The sequence below is a fragment of the Levilactobacillus tangyuanensis genome, assembly GCF_003946545.1.
Lineage (GTDB): Bacteria > Bacillota > Bacilli > Lactobacillales > Lactobacillaceae > Levilactobacillus > Levilactobacillus tangyuanensis.
The window spans coordinates 97,424-113,704 of record NZ_RHOA01000002.1 but is presented as its reverse complement, the minus strand read 5'-3'; the positions used below and the strand labels follow the sequence as shown (position 1 = coordinate 113,704).

General features: G+C 48.2%; 9 protein-coding genes, 6 tRNA genes and 1 pseudogene. 14 read left to right on the top strand and 2 right to left on the bottom strand.

The genetic code is table 11. The annotated features are described in order from the left end of the window. Positions 1-22 precede the first annotated feature (22 nt). The 11 genes from EKM96_RS02125 to rpoC all read left to right on the top strand — a co-directional run bounded on the left by EKM96_RS02125 (position 23) and on the right by rpoC (position 12,039). Positions 23-95 (top strand) — tRNA-Thr (locus EKM96_RS02125). Positions 96-122: 27 nt separating this feature from the next. Further along, positions 123-194: transfer RNA gene (locus EKM96_RS02120), tRNA-Gly, on the top strand. Between the two features lie 11 nt (positions 195-205). Then, positions 206-291, top strand: a tRNA-Leu gene (locus tag EKM96_RS02115). Between the two features lie 20 nt (positions 292-311). Beyond that, positions 312-385, top strand: a tRNA-Arg gene (locus EKM96_RS02110). A 35-nt stretch (positions 386-420) separates the two neighbouring features. After that, a tRNA-Pro gene (locus EKM96_RS02105) sits at positions 421-494 on the top strand. A gap of 35 nt (positions 495-529) precedes the next feature. Further along, positions 530-603, top strand: a tRNA-Pro gene (locus tag EKM96_RS02100). A 198-nt stretch (positions 604-801) separates the two neighbouring features. Beyond that, on the top strand, positions 802-1,269 hold the full coding sequence (locus EKM96_RS02095) for a CtsR family transcriptional regulator (protein ID WP_125639073.1): 468 nt from the start codon (positions 802-804) through the stop codon (positions 1,267-1,269). Positions 1,270-1,287: 18 nt separating this feature from the next. Continuing rightward, positions 1,288-3,777, top strand: a complete 2,490-nt coding sequence (locus tag EKM96_RS02090; RefSeq protein WP_125639071.1) for an ATP-dependent Clp protease ATP-binding subunit — start codon at positions 1,288-1,290, stop codon at positions 3,775-3,777. A 135-nt stretch (positions 3,778-3,912) separates the two neighbouring features. After that, entirely contained in the window at positions 3,913-4,518 is a 606-nt protein-coding gene (locus EKM96_RS02085; protein ID WP_125639069.1) for a TetR/AcrR family transcriptional regulator, read from the top strand. A 228-nt stretch (positions 4,519-4,746) separates the two neighbouring features. Beyond that, on the top strand, positions 4,747-8,370 hold the full coding sequence (gene rpoB / locus EKM96_RS02080; protein WP_164510953.1) for a DNA-directed RNA polymerase subunit beta: 3,624 nt from the start codon (positions 4,747-4,749) through the stop codon (positions 8,368-8,370). A 21-nt stretch (positions 8,371-8,391) separates the two neighbouring features. Beyond that, on the top strand, positions 8,392-12,039 hold the full coding sequence (gene rpoC / locus EKM96_RS02075) for a DNA-directed RNA polymerase subunit beta' (protein WP_125639063.1): 3,648 nt from the start codon (positions 8,392-8,394) through the stop codon (positions 12,037-12,039). Between the two features lie 59 nt (positions 12,040-12,098). On the opposite strand, the gene EKM96_RS10745 is transcribed toward rpoC, so the two are convergent. Then, entirely contained in the window at positions 12,099-12,494 is a 396-nt protein-coding gene (locus EKM96_RS10745) for a hypothetical protein (RefSeq protein WP_263853528.1), read from the bottom strand. After that, a pseudogene (locus EKM96_RS10795) lies at positions 12,495-12,740 on the bottom strand (prepilin peptidase); the annotation flags it as partial. Between the two features lie 279 nt (positions 12,741-13,019). On the opposite strand from EKM96_RS10795, the gene rpsL reads away from it, so the two are divergent. The 3 genes from rpsL (at position 13,020) to fusA (ending at position 16,269) form a co-directional block, all read left to right on the top strand. Continuing rightward, a complete protein-coding gene (gene rpsL / locus EKM96_RS02065) occupies positions 13,020-13,433 on the top strand; it encodes a 30S ribosomal protein S12 (protein ID WP_061776007.1) in 414 nt (137 codons plus the stop codon). A 78-nt stretch (positions 13,434-13,511) separates the two neighbouring features. Beyond that, entirely contained in the window at positions 13,512-13,982 is a 471-nt protein-coding gene (gene rpsG, locus EKM96_RS02060) for a 30S ribosomal protein S7 (RefSeq protein WP_020090150.1), read from the top strand. 187 nt (positions 13,983-14,169) lie between these two features. Then, a complete protein-coding gene (fusA, locus tag EKM96_RS02055) occupies positions 14,170-16,269 on the top strand; it encodes an elongation factor G (protein ID WP_125639058.1) in 2,100 nt (699 codons plus the stop codon). Positions 16,270-16,281 lie beyond the last annotated feature (12 nt).

The following is a 16,281-nucleotide window of genomic DNA, read 5'->3' as shown; positions in this document are numbered from 1 at the left end:
AATATATTCAAAAATATATTTTGCCGACTTAGCTCAGTTGGCAGAGCATCTCACTAGTAATGAGGAGGTCGGAGGTTCGAATCCTCTAGTCGGCATGGTTCCAATAACCAAATAGCCAATTTGCGGAAGTAGTTCAGTGGTAGAACATCACCTTGCCATGGTGGGGGTCGCGGGTTCGAATCCCGTCTTCCGCTTTTGCCCTTTTGCCGGGGTGGCGGAATTGGCAGACGCACAGGACTTAAAATCCTGCGGTCAGTGATGACCGTACCGGTTCGATCCCGGTCCTCGGCATTTAATTTAATAATAATTATGCACCCATAGCGCAACTGGATAGAGTGTCTGACTACGAATCAGAAGGTTGTAGGTTCGACTCCTACTGGGTGCATTTTTGTTGCTTATAGTTTCTATGGGCAATATTTTCGGGAAGTAGCTCAGCTTGGTAGAGCACCTGGTTTGGGACCAGGGGGTCGCAGGTTCGAATCCTGTCTTCCCGATTACTGATCTGTCAGTGATCGGTGATTAGCTTTCTCGGGAAGTAGCTCAGCTTGGTAGAGCACCACGTTCGGGACGTGGGGGTCGCAAGTTCAAATCTTGTCTTCCCGATTTTTTAATCCCTAATGACAGACAAATTCGGATATACCGTCTCTCCTTACTTATTGTTTGGAGGACGGTATTTTTTTTGTTATGATAGTTAACCGGACCTTCTCAAGCGTTCGCAACCTAATCCGTTGCATTTTCCTGGGAAGTTCGTATAATATTAGTCAACATTAGTCAAGAAACTGGACTGAAGGGGGGACGATAATGGAAAATCAAAATATTTCGGATATTATTGAGTCTTACCTGAAGCAGATTTTGGCTGATTCTCAGCAAGTCGAAATTCGCCGGGCAGAAATTGCTAACCAGTTTAACGTCGTGCCTTCACAGATTAATTACGTGATTAAGACCCGTTTTACGATTCAGGACGGTTACGTCGTGGAAAGTAAGCGTGGTGGTGGCGGTTATATTAGAATCGAAAAGGTTAAACTCCTAGATAATTTGGACTTTATTGATTCACTGGTAGCAGCAGTTGGAGACCAGATTACGCGTCATGATGGCCTGGCGATTGTTCGTAGCTTGTTTGAAGCCGGTGCCATTAACCGCCGCGAGAGCAATATTATTCTTGCAGCGATTGATAAGACGGCAATTAATACCGGTAATGTAGAAGTTGATGAACGCTTAAGAGCGCAGATTTTGATTTCAATTTTGAATCATCTTCGTTACGAGAGCTAAGAAAGTGAGGAGTTGCAGATGGATAACTTATTTACGCCTAGCGCCAAGAATGTCCTCGAACTGGCACAGGAACAGGCAAAGTATTTCAAGCACCAAGCGGTCGGCACGGAACATTTACTGCTAGCCCTCACCATTGAAGAAAATGGCATCGCTAATAAAGTCTTACAGCAATTCTCAGTTAGTGATGACGATGTGCGTGAAGAAATCGAACGCTTCACGGGGTATGGCACCTTGACCGGGACGACCAAGGATAGCTACCTCCCTTATTCGCCAAAGGCTAAGTCCATGTTAGCCTTAGCTGGTGATGAGGCCAAAAGATTGGGCGCCACTAAGATTGGGACGGAACACTTATTACTGGCATTATTAAGTGATGAAACTGTGTTGTCTTCCCGCATCCTGAAGAACTTAAACGTTGAATTGACCGATGCGCGCAAGGTGGTCTTGCGTAAGCTAGGCATCACCGATACGCCAAAGCGTCGTAATGACCCTCGCTCACGCCGCGCTGCTGCTGGCGGCACGCCAACCTTGGATTCCTTGGCCCGTAACTTAACGGACTCTGCTAAGGAAGGCCGGATGGACCCAACCGTTGGTCGTGACAAGGAAGTTAAGCGGGTGATTCAAATTCTGAGCCGGCGGACCAAGAACAACCCAGTCCTAATCGGTGAACCGGGTGTTGGGAAGACGGCTATCGCCGAGGGCCTTGCCCAGCGAATTGTGAATGGCGACGTTCCTGAAGACATGCAGAACAAGCGGCTAATGATGCTTGATATGGGGTCCCTAGTTGCTGGGACGAAGTATCGTGGCGAATTTGAAGATCGACTGAAGAAGGTTATCGAAGAAATTTATAACGATGGCCACGTGATTCTCTTCATTGATGAATTGCATACCCTGATTGGTGCCGGTGGTGCCGAAGGGGCGATCGATGCCTCGAACATCTTGAAGCCAGCGTTGGCTCGTGGTGAACTCCAAACCATTGGGGCGACGACCCTGGATGAATACCAAAAGTATATTGAATCCGACGCAGCGTTGGAACGGCGGTTTGCCACGGTTCAAGTCGATGAACCAACGCCGGACGAGGCCCTTGAAATCCTGAAGGGTCTGCGGTCACGCTATGAGGACCATCATCACGTGAACATCACGGATGAAGCCTTGAACCAGGCCGTGAAGCTGTCTGCACGTTACATTAGCGAACGGTACCTGCCTGACAAGGCCATTGACCTGATGGACGAAGCCTCAGCCAAGGTACGGATCGATCAAATGGATAAGCCAACGGCTGCCTCGAAGCAAAGTGATGAGCTGGACCAATTGGCCGCCGCTAAGGAAGCGGCCATCGATTCCCAAGACTTTGAACGGGCCGCTGAGTTACGCACGGAAGAAATGAAGTTGCGCGAGAAGATTGAGGCACGCAAGGCCCGGCAAGCAGCCGCAGCCGAGAAGGAACCAGATCATCATTACACGATTGATGTTACTGGTGAAGATGTGGCTGAGGTCGTTGCCGAATGGACTGGGGTACCCTTAACCCAGTTGAAGCAAACGGATGCCGATCGTCTGGTTAACTTGGAAAAGATCTTGCATCAACGGGTCATTGGTCAAGAAGAGGCCGTTTCCGCGGTTTCTCGGGCCATTCGGCGGGCACGGTCGGGTCTTAAGGATCCGAACCGGCCAATTGGTTCTTTCATGTTCCTCGGCCCTACTGGGGTTGGGAAGACCGAATTAGCTAAGGCCCTCGCTGAAGCGATGTTTGGTTCCGAAGACAACATGATTCGGGTGGACATGAGTGAATACATGGAGAAGTACTCCACCAGTCGTTTGATTGGGTCAGCGCCAGGTTACGTGGGCTATGAAGAAGGGGGCCAATTGACCGAAAAGGTTCGGAACAAGCCGTACTCGGTTGTCCTCTTTGATGAAGTTGAAAAAGCCCATCCAGATGTCTTCAACATTCTATTGCAGGTCTTGGATGATGGGTACCTGACCGACTCTAAGGGTCGTAAGGTCGATTTCAGAAACACCATCTTAATCATGACGTCTAACCTGGGCGCAACGAAACTCCGGGATGAAAAGACGGTTGGTTTTGGTGCCGAAGACCTGGCTAACAGTTACCGAGCAATGTCGGCCACGATTCGGGAAACCCTGAAGCAATCCTTCCGGCCAGAATTCCTGAACCGGATTGATGAAACGGTCATCTTCCACTCCTTGAAGAAGGATGAACTTCATGAAATCGTGAAGTTGATGGCTAAGGACATCGTCACCCGGGTTGCCGATCAAGACATTCACTTGAAGATTACGCCGGCCGCCATTGATGTGGTGGCTAAGGCGGGCTTCGACCCCGAATACGGGGCACGGCCAATCCGGCGGGCGCTACAAACGCAAGTTGAGGATAAGTTGAGTGAAGAAATGTTAGGTGGCCACGTCAAGGCCAATGATTCTGTCACGGTTGGGGCCTCCAAGGGTGAAATCACGATTAGCGTGAAGGATGCCAAGGAACCTGAAACGGTTGCCAGTCATTAAAACAGGTTAAACCAACGAGTTCGGATTTATCCGGGCTCGTTTTTGTGTTTTCAGTAAAGATCAGTGCAGTGGTCTAGCTGGTGATAAACGACTATGGTAGACTTGATCTACAAACAGTTTGAAAGGACGGCAACTATGAAGCGTGAAGAACAACTATCTCAGACGCATGCGGCCATATTGGATGCGGCCAGTCAGCAATTCTTAGCACAGGGGTATCAAGGAACCTCAACTCGAGATATTGCTAAGGAGGTCGGTATTACTCAACCGGCTTTGTATCACCATTTCAGCGATAAAGAGGTTATTTATCTTGAGGTGATTAAGCAGGTCGGCGCCACGGTTCGTGACGGCATTAACGAGGCTGTCGCGCAGATTAAAACGTCGGGGGAGTCGGACCCAGTGGCGGCCTTAACGGCGGTTACGGAGGTCCTAACGGCTGCTCATCCACGAGATGTCTTCACGGTCATTCATGGGAGCTTCAAGCATCTAAAGCCCGAGAATCAACACGCTTTGGGCCAGGTCTTTGCACAGGATTATCTGCAGCCCTTACAACAGGCATTCGAATTACCGGCCATTCCGCTGCGTGGGGGGATGGCGGCGAAGGATGCCGCTTCCTTCTATCTGACTAGTCTGAGCCCACTGTTCAACACATTCCACCATGTCGGACCGGCAGATGCCGATCAGCACGAACAGACCCAGGCACTGGTCCGGTTAATTTTATTTGGTGTAGCCGTGGAAAAATAGGTCGTTCCTATTGACTTTGGCTTGGCAATTTAGTACTATATTATTCGTATGCAACTGTGAACTGAAATTGGCCGCGACGATCTATTGTCCGCCGCGACCGTTATAAGATGCCAAAAGCAAACAACTTGTTTGTTTTTGGATTTTTTTTGCTAAAAATTCGGGATTTGTCCAATTTGTAATCAAATTGTAACATTGAATTTCTAGCCAGTCACAGAATAAATAGGAGAGGTGAACAACTTGGCAGGACACTTAGTTAAATACGGGAAACACCGTACACGCCGGAGCTATTCGCGGATCAAGGAAGTTCTTGACTTACCTAACTTGATCGAGATTCAAACCAATTCCTACAACTGGTTCCTCGATGAAGGTTTACGCGACATGTTCGACGACATCATGCCAATCGAAGATTTTCAAGGAAACCTTTCGTTAGAATTCGTTGATTATCAACTACTAGAACCCAAATATTCGGTCGATGAAGCACGGGAACACGATGCTAACTATTCAGCACCACTGCACGTGACCTTACGCCTCACGAACCATGAAACGGGCGAAATTAAATCGCAAGATGTTTTCTTTGGTGACTTCCCACTGATGACGGCCCAAGGGACCTTCATCATCAACGGGGCAGAACGGGTAATTGTTTCTCAATTAGTCCGGTCACCAGGTGTTTACTTTAATGAAGATACTGATAAAAATGGTCGGACGGTCTTTGGCGCAACGGTTATTCCTAACCGTGGGGCTTGGCTAGAATTTGAAACCGACGCCAAGAACGTTTCCTACGTTCGGATTGACCGGACCCGTAAGATCCCAATGACTGAATTAGTTCGGGCATTAGGTTTCGGTTCCGACGATGAAATCTTAGATATCTTAGGGGATAACGAAAGTCTTTCCCAAACCTTGGAAAAGGATATTCACAAGAATACCGATGACTCCCGGGTTGAAGAATCTTTGAAGGACATTTACGAACGTCTACGTCCAGGTGAACCTAAGACGGCCGACTCTTCACGGAGTCTGTTGACGGCTCGGTTCTTCGATCCAAAGCGTTACGACATGGCACCTGTTGGTCGTTACAAGACTAACAAGAAGCTGAGTTTGAAGACGCGTTTGTTGGGCTTGACTTTGGCTGAAACCTTAGCTGATCCAGATACTGGTGAAGTTATTGCTCAAAAGGGCACGGTCGTTGACAAGGACGTTATGAAGACCTTGGCACCATACCTGGACCAAGAAGACTTCAAGATGGTGACTTTTCAACCTTCAGATGAAGCCGTTGTAACGGAACCCTTAAAGTTACAGATTATCAAGGTGGAATCACCTGACGATCCTGAACAAGAAGTCCCAGTGATTGGGAACGGCAACATTGATATCAAGCTGAAGCATATTCGCCCAGCCGACATCATCGCTTCCATGAACTACTTCTTTGATTTACAAATTGGCATTGGCAATACCGATGACATTGACCACTTGGGTAACCGGCGGATTCGTTCCGTGGGTGAACTTCTGCAGAACCAATTCCGGATCGGGTTATCTCGGATGGAACGGGTTGTGCGTGAACGGATGTCCATTCAGGATGCTGCGACGGTAACGCCACAACAACTGATTAACATTCGTCCAGTGGTTGCTTCAATCAAGGAATTCTTTGGTTCTTCACAACTGTCACAATTCATGGATCAAACCAACCCATTGGGTGAATTAACGCATAAGCGTCGGTTATCTGCCCTTGGGCCTGGTGGTTTGACTCGTGACCGTGCCGGTTATGAAGTCCGGGACGTTCACTATACTCATTACGGTCGGATGTGCCCAATTGAAACGCCTGAAGGTCCTAACATTGGTTTGATTAACAGTCTTTCCAGTTACGCCCGGGTTAACAAGTATGGCTTCATCGAAACGCCATACCGTCGTGTTTCATGGGACACCCACAAGGTTACCGACAAGATCGATTACCTGACGGCTGATGAAGAAGATAACTATGTTGTTGCCCAAGCCAACACGCCACTGAATGATGACGGCTCATTTGCAACCGACACCATCATGGCTCGTGCTGAAGCAGATAACATTGAAACTAGTGCTGACCGAATTGACTACATGGACGTTTCGCCTAAGCAAGTTGTTGCCGTGGCCACTGCATGTATTCCTTTCTTGGAAAACGATGACTCTAACCGGGCCTTGATGGGTGCGAACATGCAACGTCAAGCCGTGCCTTTGTTGGACCCACACGCCCCATTAATCGGGACTGGGATTGAATACAAGGCTGCCCATGACTCTGGGGTTGCTTTGATCAGTCAACATGAAGGTTCTGTTGAATACGTCGACGCTCGTGAAATCCGCGTTCGTCGTGAAGACGGTGCCTTAGACACTTACAAGCTGATGAAGTTCCGCCGTTCTAACGGTGGTAAGAACTACAACCAACGTCCAATCGTTAAGGTTGGCGACCACGTCGACAATGACGAAGTCTTGGCTGATGGTCCTTCAATGGAAAATGGTGAATTGGCCTTAGGTCAAAACCCATTAGTTGCCTTCATGACTTGGCAAGGTTATAACTTCGAAGATGCCATCGCCATTAACGAACGTTTGGTTCGTGACGATGTCTACACGTCTATTCATATTGAAGAATACGAATCAGAAGCACGTGACACGAAGTTAGGGCCTGAAGAAATGACTCGTGAAATCCCTAACGTTGGTGAAGACGCCTTGAAGAACTTGGACGAAGACGGAATTATCCGAATTGGTGCCGAAGTTCAAGACGGCGACATCTTGGTAGGTAAGGTAACGCCTAAGGGTGTTACGGAATTATCTGCTGAAGAACGTTTACTCCATGCTATCTTTGGTGAAAAGGCCCGTGAAGTACGGGATACTTCTCTGAAGGTTCCACATGGTGGTGGCGGGATTATCCAGGATGTTAAGATCTTCACGCGTGAAAACGGTGATGAACTTTCTCCTGGTGTTAACATGATGGTTCGAGTTTACATTGCACAAAAGCGTAAGCTCCAAGTTGGTGACAAGATGTCCGGGCGGCATGGTAACAAGGGGACGGTTTCCGTTGTTATCCCTGAAGAAGATATGCCATACATGCCAGACGGGACGCCAATCGACATCATGCTGAGTCCAATGGGTGTGCCTTCCCGGATGAACATCGGGCAAGTGCTCGAACTTCACTTGGGGATGGCTGCACGTAAGTTAGGCATTCACATGGCAACGCCAGTCTTTGATGGTGCCCAAGATACTGATATCTGGGACGCCGTTAAGGAAGCTGGGATGGCTTCAGATGCTAAGACGGTTCTTTACGATGGCCGGACTGGTGAACCATTCGACAAGCGGGTTGCTGTTGGTGTCATGAACTACTTGAAGCTGGCCCACATGGTCGACGACAAGATGCATGCCCGTTCAATTGGACCTTACTCATTGGTTACCCAACAACCCCTTGGTGGGAAAGCACAATTTGGTGGCCAACGGTTTGGTGAAATGGAAGTTTGGGCCTTGGAAGCTTATGGTGCCGCTTATACGTTACAAGAAATCTTAACGTACAAGTCTGATGACGTGGTTGGTCGGGTTAAGACCTACGAAGCCATCGTTAAGGGCGACCCAATTCCAAAGCCTGGTGTTCCAGAATCCTTCCGTGTTCTGGTTAAGGAATTACAATCCTTGGGTCTGGACATGAAGGTCTTAAATGGTAATAAAGAAGAAATCGAACTCCGCGATATGGATGACGATGATGACGATGTTGTTAACGTGGATGCCTTGAGCAAGTATGCTCAACAACAGGAAGAGCAACGTGAAGCACAAGCTCAGACTGATGATAGCGCCGCCGCAGCAAAGCCAGTTAAAAATGAAAGTCAACCGAACACACAAGACTAATTAATAAGGGAGGTCGCTTCTTTGGTCGATGTCAATAAGTTCGAAAGCATGCAGATCGGGCTTGCTTCACCAGATAAGATCCGTAGTTGGTCTTATGGTGAAGTCAAGAAACCCGAAACCATCAACTACCGGACGTTAAAGCCTGAAAAAGATGGGCTGTTCGACGAGCGGATCTTCGGTCCTACCAAGGACTGGGAATGTGCTTGTGGTAAGTACAAGCGGATCCGTTACAAGGGTGTCGTTTGTGACCGTTGTGGGGTTGAAGTTACCCGTTCTAAGGTTCGTCGTGAACGGATGGGCCATATCGAATTGGCTGCTCCAGTAACTCACATCTGGTACTTCAAGGGAATCCCAAGCCGGATGGGCTTGGTTCTCGACATGAGCCCACGGGCTTTGGAAGAAATCATTTACTTTGCTTCCTACGTTGTCTTGGATCCAGGTAACACGCCACTCGAAAAGAAGCAATTGCTTTCCGAACGTGATTACCGTGACAAGCTCGTGGAATACGGTAGTGATGCCTTCAAGGCTGAAATGGGTGCCGAAGCTATCAAGAAGTTATTGATGGCCGTAGACCTAGATAAAGAAGTCACGGAATTAAAGGAAGAATTGAAGGAAGCTACTGGCCAAAAGCGGACGCGTGCCGTTCGTCGTTTGGACATCTTGGAAGCCTTCGTGACATCTGGTAACCGTCCTGAATGGATGGTCATGGATGCTATTCCGGTTATTCCACCTGACTTACGGCCAATGGTACAACTCGAAGGTGGACGTTTCGCAACGTCTGACTTGAACGACTTGTACCGGCGGGTTATCAACCGGAATAGCCGGTTGAAGCGTTTGTTGGACTTAAATGCACCTGGGATTATCGTTCAAAACGAAAAGCGGATGTTACAAGAAGCCGTTGATGCCTTAATCGATAACGGTCGTCGTGGCCGTCCAGTTGCTGGTCCTGGTAACCGTCCTTTGAAGTCTCTTTCACACATGTTGAAGGGGAAGCAAGGTCGGTTCCGTCAAAACTTGTTAGGGAAGCGGGTTGACTACTCAGGTCGTTCCGTTATTGACGTCGGTCCTTCCCTCAAGTTCAATCAAATGGGCTTGCCAGTTCCAATGGCCTTGGAATTATTCCGGCCATTCATCATGAAGGAATTGGTTGCTCGTGGCTTGGCTTCTAACATTAAGAATGCCAAGCGCCAGATCGACCGTGAAGATGACGATGTCTTTAATGTTTTGGAAGACGTCATCAAGGAACACCCTGTTCTGTTGAACCGGGCACCTACGCTTCACCGTTTAGGGATTCAAGCCTTTGAACCCGTTCTGGTTAGTGGTAAAGCTATGCGTCTTCACCCATTGGCCTGTGAAGCCTACAACGCCGATTTCGATGGGGACCAAATGGCCATCCACGTTCCGCTATCTGACGAAGCCCAAGCTGAAGCACGTTTGCTGATGCTGGCCGCTCACCATATCCTGGCTCCTGCCAGTGGTAAGCCAGTGGTTGCACCTTCTCAAGATATGGTTATCGGGAACTACTACCTGACGATGGAAGAAACTGCTCGTGAAGGGGAAGGCATGATCTTCACCGACCTCGACGAAGCGGTTATCGCTTACCGGAATGGTTTAGTTCACTGGCACTCACGGGTTGGGGTTCAAGTATCCTCAATGCCTGACAAGCCTTTCACCGATGAACAACGCGGTAAGATTATGGTCACGACTGTTGGGAAGTTAATCTTCAACAACATTCTGCCAAAATCATTCCCATACCTGAATGAACCAACCAGTACAAACCTGAACGGTTACGTTCCAGACAAGTACTTCTTGGATGCCGGTGAAGATATCCATGATTACTTGCAGAATGCAACGTTGATTGGACCATTCAAGAAGGGTTTCTTGAGTGATATCATTGCCGCCGTTTACCAACAATACAAGGTTACGGCTACTTCAGAACTCCTGGACCGGATCAAGGACTTGGGTTACAACGAGTCCACGAAGTCTGGTTTGACGGTTGGGATTTCCGATGTGACTGACTTGAAAGAAAAGCCAGAAATCATCGACGAAGCCCATAAGCAAGTTAAGACCGTTACGAAGCAGTTCCGTCGTGGTTTGATTACCGACCACGAACGTTACGAACGTGTTATCGGTATCTGGAATGATGCCAAGGACGACATTCAAAACGCCTTGATTCACAGTTTCGAGCAACAGAACCCAATCTTTATGATGAGTGATTCTGGTGCCCGGGGGAACATTTCTAACTTTACGCAACTTGCCGGTATGCGTGGTTTGATGGCCGCTCCTAGTGGTGACATCATGGAACTACCTATCACGTCTAACTTCCGTGAAGGGCTAACGGTTATGGAAATGTTCATTTCGACCCACGGTGCTCGTAAAGGGATGACCGATACGGCGCTGAAGACTGCCAACTCAGGTTACCTGACTCGGCGGTTGGTCGATGTTGCGCAAGATGTTATTATTCGTGAGAAGGATTGTGGCACTGACCGTGGTTTGACGATTCGGGCCATCACTGATGGTAACGAAATGATTGAACCACTCTACGACCGGATCTTGGGCCGTTACACGCAAAAGTCTGTGGTTGACCCACAAACTGGCGATGTGATTGTTCCTAGAAACCAAATGATTGTGGAAGACACTGCTCAACAAATCGTTGATGCTGGTGTTGAAGAAGTTACGATTCGTTCCGCCTTTACTTGCAACACTGAACATGGTGTTTGTGAGCATTGTTACGGTCGGAACATGGCTACTGGTGACGAAGTTGAAGTTGGTGAAGCTGTTGGTACTGTTGCCGCTCAATCTATCGGTGAACCAGGTACGCAATTGACCATGCGGAACTTCCATACCGGTGGTGTTGCCGGGAACGAAGATATTACTCAAGGGCTTCCTCGTGTTCAAGAATTATTTGAATCTCGGAACCCTAAAGGTAAAGCTGAAATTACTGAAGTTACTGGGACGGTTGAATCAATCGAAGAAAACCCAGCTGAACGGACGAAGGAAGTTACGATCAAGGGGGAGGCTGACACTCGGAGCTACACGTTACCAATCACTGCCCGCATGCGGGTCACTGAAGGCGACTTTATCCACCGTGGTGCTGCCTTGAACTATGGGTCTGTTGATCCTAAGGAACTTCTCCGTGTTCGCGATGTCTTGTCTACTGAAACTTACATCTTAGGTGAAGTTCAACGAGTTTACCGGATGCAAGGTGTTGCGATCAGTGATAAGCACGTTGAAATCATGGTTCGGCAAATGTTACGTAAAGTTCGGATCATGGATCCGGGCGATACCGACGTTCTGCCTGGTACCTTGATGGATATTCAGGACTTCCGTCGTGCCAACTACCAGACGTTGATCGATGGTGGCATTGCTGCTACCGCACGTCCTGTTATCTTGGGGATCACCAAGGCTGCCCTGGAAACGAACAGTTTCTTATCAGCTGCATCCTTCCAAGAAACAACCCGTGTCTTGACCGATGCTGCTATTCGGGGCAAGAACGATCCGTTGGTTGGTTTGAAGGAAAACGTTATTATTGGGAAGATTATTCCTGCCGGGACTGGGATGCCAGATTACCGTCAGATCAAGCCCAAGGAAGTTGGCGGTACGTCAACCGAAGGCGTTTACTCCATCAGCGATTTAGAGAAGCAAATGCAAGAAGACTCACAACTTTAATGACTTCGGTCTTTAATCCAAAAGAGAACCCGCCACTGGCGGGTTCTTTTTTGATGGCGCTAAATCCAGAAAAGGCCGGCACTTATGGCCAACCAGGGAATGAAGGCCTGGGGGGCGTTGCCCCGGTTGTGGGCGACTAGGGCCAGGCCACAGGCTAGAATAAGCCAGCGACTGGTGGTTTCCACGCCGAAGAGCAAGGCGTATTGAACCATCAGGTCGATATCGCCGTCACCGAGGCCGGGCTTCCGCCACTGAGCCCATGCCCAGTGATAAACAACCATCGTTCCGGCCACAAGTAGTAGCGCGATGGGTTGGGCGCCGAGAACTATTCCCAGCCCGAGATAGCTGACCCAACTGGGAAAGGTGAGTGTCAGGTGATCACAGAGGGCGGCGTAGGTCCAGGTGAGTAACCACATGACGACTAATAAGCTTTTCTGGTCAGTGATGGTGGTCACCAATACCCCAACACTAAATTCTAGGCCAAGGTATGTCAAAGGAAGGCTGGTTCGGCAGTAGAAGCAGCGTCCCCGCAACATCAGGAAGCTTAGGACTGGCCATAATTGCCAATAGGGGAGGGACTGACCACAATTGTCACAATGCGACCGCGGCCACCAGCCAGATTCTCCTCGTGAATAGCGCGTAGCCAATGCTACCAGGCCTGAGCCGAGGCAGGCACCATAAATAAATAAGAAAAAAGTCATTATCGGAATCACCTCAAGGGTACCTCCGTCAACGATTCGGAATTCTTTGCGGGTATTTGCTACAAGGTTTGTTGACAGGGCATTTCTGGCATGGTATTCTATTAAAGGTGCTTTTCGCAGACAGGTCTCGGGTATTCACTACCAGACATGCTGACTGACGGTGAGAAGGACACTTCAATTGAATCCTCCACTGGATGGCTTTTTTCTTTCAAGAAAAATGAACCACCTGGATGTGTGGACTTACACTCTAGAATGACTAAAGAAAGGAGGACTATTTAGATGCCTACTATCAACCAATTGGTGCGTAAAGGTCGTAAATCTAAAAGTTCTAAATCAGATGCCCCAGCTTTAAACTTCGGGTATAACAGTTTCAAGAAAGCTCAAGTTAAGAATCCAGCTCCACAAAAGCGTGGGGTTGCTACTCGTGTCGGTACCATGACGCCAAAGAAGCCTAACTCTGCTTTACGGAAATATGCACGTGTACGGTTGTCAAACTTAATTGAAGTGACTGCTTACATTCCTGGTATTGGTCACAACCTACAAGAACATAGTGTTGTGCTTATCCGGGGCGGCCGGGTAAAGGATTTACCTGGGGTTCGTTACCACGTTATTCGTGGGGCCCTCGATACTGCCGGGGTTACTGACCGTCGTCAAGGTCGTTCCAAGTATGGGACTAAGAAGCCTAAGGGCTAGACCGAGATCGAAATTTAAGACCGTTTGCACGGTTCCCGTCAAACGGTCTGTAACAGCATTTCAAGGAGGATATTAACAATGCCTAGAAAAGGAAACGTACAAAAGCGTGAAGTCCTTCCTGATCCAATTTACAATTCAAAGTTGGTCACTCGTCTGATCAACCACACGATGATGGATGGGAAACGTGGTACTTCAACTAAAATCATTTATGGTGCATTTGACATCATTAAGAACGAAACCGGTAACGATCCAGTGGAAGTCTTCGAAGAAGCAATGAAGAACGTTATGCCAGTCTTGGAAGTTAAGGCTCGGCGTGTTGGTGGGTCAAACTACCAAGTTCCAATCGAAGTTCGTCCAGACCGTCGGACCACTTTAGGTCTTCGGTGGATGGTGCAGTATTCTCGTCTTCGTGGCGAACATACGATGGTTGAACGACTTGCTCGTGAAATCATGGATGCTGCTAACAATACGGGTGCAGCTGTTAAGAAGCGTGAAGACACTCACCGGATGGCTGATGCCAACCGTGCCTTCGCTCACTACCGTTGGTAGGAAGCACCTGTTGCACTGCGTTGCCAACAGTGTGATAAAATGTTGGAGCAGAATGTTGTTAACATTCTCGTCTCTGGCTTAAGGGAGTAATCCTTTAATCGAGAGGTGGCTACTAAATCAATATGATGATGGTAGCCACCTTTTGGCACAATCTACGATCAATTTTGAGAGGAGTTACACATTAATCATGGCTAATACTCGTGAATTTCCGCTTGAGAAGACGCGTAACATCGGTATCATGGCCCACATCGATGCCGGGAAGACGACGACTACTGAGCGTATCCTGTATTATACTGGTAAAATCCATAAGATTGGTGAAACCCATGATGGGGCTTCACAAATGGACTGGATGGCCCAAGAACAAGAACGTGGGATTACCATCACTTCTGCCGCTACGACTGCGGAATGGAAGAAGCACCGGATCAACATCATTGACACCCCAGGACACGTTGACTTCACTGTTGAAGTTGAACGTTCCCTCCGTGTCTTAGATGGTGCCGTTGCTGTGTTGGATGCCCAAGCCGGTGTTGAACCCCAAACTGAAACTGTTTGGCGTCAAGCATCTGACTTCGACGTTCCACGTATCGTTTTCGTAAACAAGATGGACAAGCTGGGTGCCGACTTCGACTTCTCAGTTAACTCTATCCATGAACGTTTACAAGCTAATGCACTTGCATTGCAAATGACCATTGGTGCCGAAGACGACTTTACCGGGGTTGTTGACCTTATTGAAATGAAGGCCTACATCTACGATAAGGATACGTTGGGTGCCGATTGGGATACGGTTGAAATTCCTGATGACATGAAGGAAGAAGCCGAAAAGCGCCATGAAGCTATGATCGAAAGCGTTGCTGACGTTGACGATGAAATCATGGAAAAGTACCTTGAAGGTGAAGAAATCTCCAAGGAAGAATTGAAGGCCGCTATCCGTCGTGCAACCTTGAAGCTGGAATTATTCCCAGTCTTTGCTGGTTCTGCATTTAAGGATAAGGGTGTTCAAATGTTGATGGACGCCGTTGTGGACTACTTACCATCTCCATTGGATGTTAAGCCATACAACGCCACTGTTCCTGATACTGATGAAGCCGTTGAATTACGTGCCGATGATGATGCGCCATTTGCTGCCTTGGCTTTCAAGGTTGCAACTGACCCATTCGTTGGTCGTTTGACTTACATCCGGGTTTACTCCGGTACTCTGGAAGCTGGTTCTTACGTGCTTAACTCCACTAAGGACAAGCGTGAACGGGTTGGTCGTTTGCTGCAAATGCATTCTAATCACCGTCAAGAAATTCCAGAAGTCTTCTCTGGTGACATCGCTGGTGCCATTGGTTTGAAGAACACCACTACTGGTGACTCTTTGACCGACCCAGATCACCCATTACATTTGGAATCTATGGACTTCCCAGATCCAGTTATCCAGGTTGCCGTAGAACCAAAGACTAAGGCTGACCAAGACAAGATGAACACTGCCCTTCAAAAACTTTCTGAAGAAGACCCAACTTTCAAGGCTGAAACTAACCCTGAAACTGGTGAAACTTTGATCGCTGGGATGGGTGAACTTCACTTGGACATCATCATCGACCGTATGAAGCGTGAATTCAAGGTTGAAGCAAACATTGGTGCACCTCAAGTTGCCTACCGTGAAGCCTTCACGAAGCCAACTAAGGTTCAAGGTAAGTTTGTTCGTCAATCTGGTGGTAAAGGTCAATATGGTGACGTTTGGATCGAATTTACCCCTAACGAACGTGGTAAGGGTTACGAATTCGAAGACGCTATCGTTGGTGGGGTTGTTCCTCGTGAATTTATCCCTTCAGTTGACCAAGGTCTGCAAGAAGCCATGGCAAACGGTGTGTTAGCCGGTTACCCATTGGTCGATGTTAAGGCTAAGTTATACGATGGTAGTTACCATGAAGTCGATTCTAGTGAAGCTGCCTTTAAGGTTGCTGCATCATTGGCTTTACGTGAGGCCGTTCAATCTGCTGGTCCCGTTATTCTTGAACCAATCATGAAGGTTGATATCATGGTTCCTGAAGAATACATGGGTGATATCATGGGCCAAGTTACCGCACGTCGTGGTAAGGTTGATGGTATGGAAGCACGTGGTAACGCACAAATGATTCATTCATTCGTTCCGTTATCCGAAATGTTCGGTTACGCTACGACGTTACGTTCTGCATCTCAAGGTCGTGGTACCTTTACCATGACGTTTGACCACTACGAACCAACGCCTAAGAGTGTTCAAGCTGACATTATCAAGAAGAACGGCGGCACTCCAGTCGAAGACTAGACCTGTCATTCT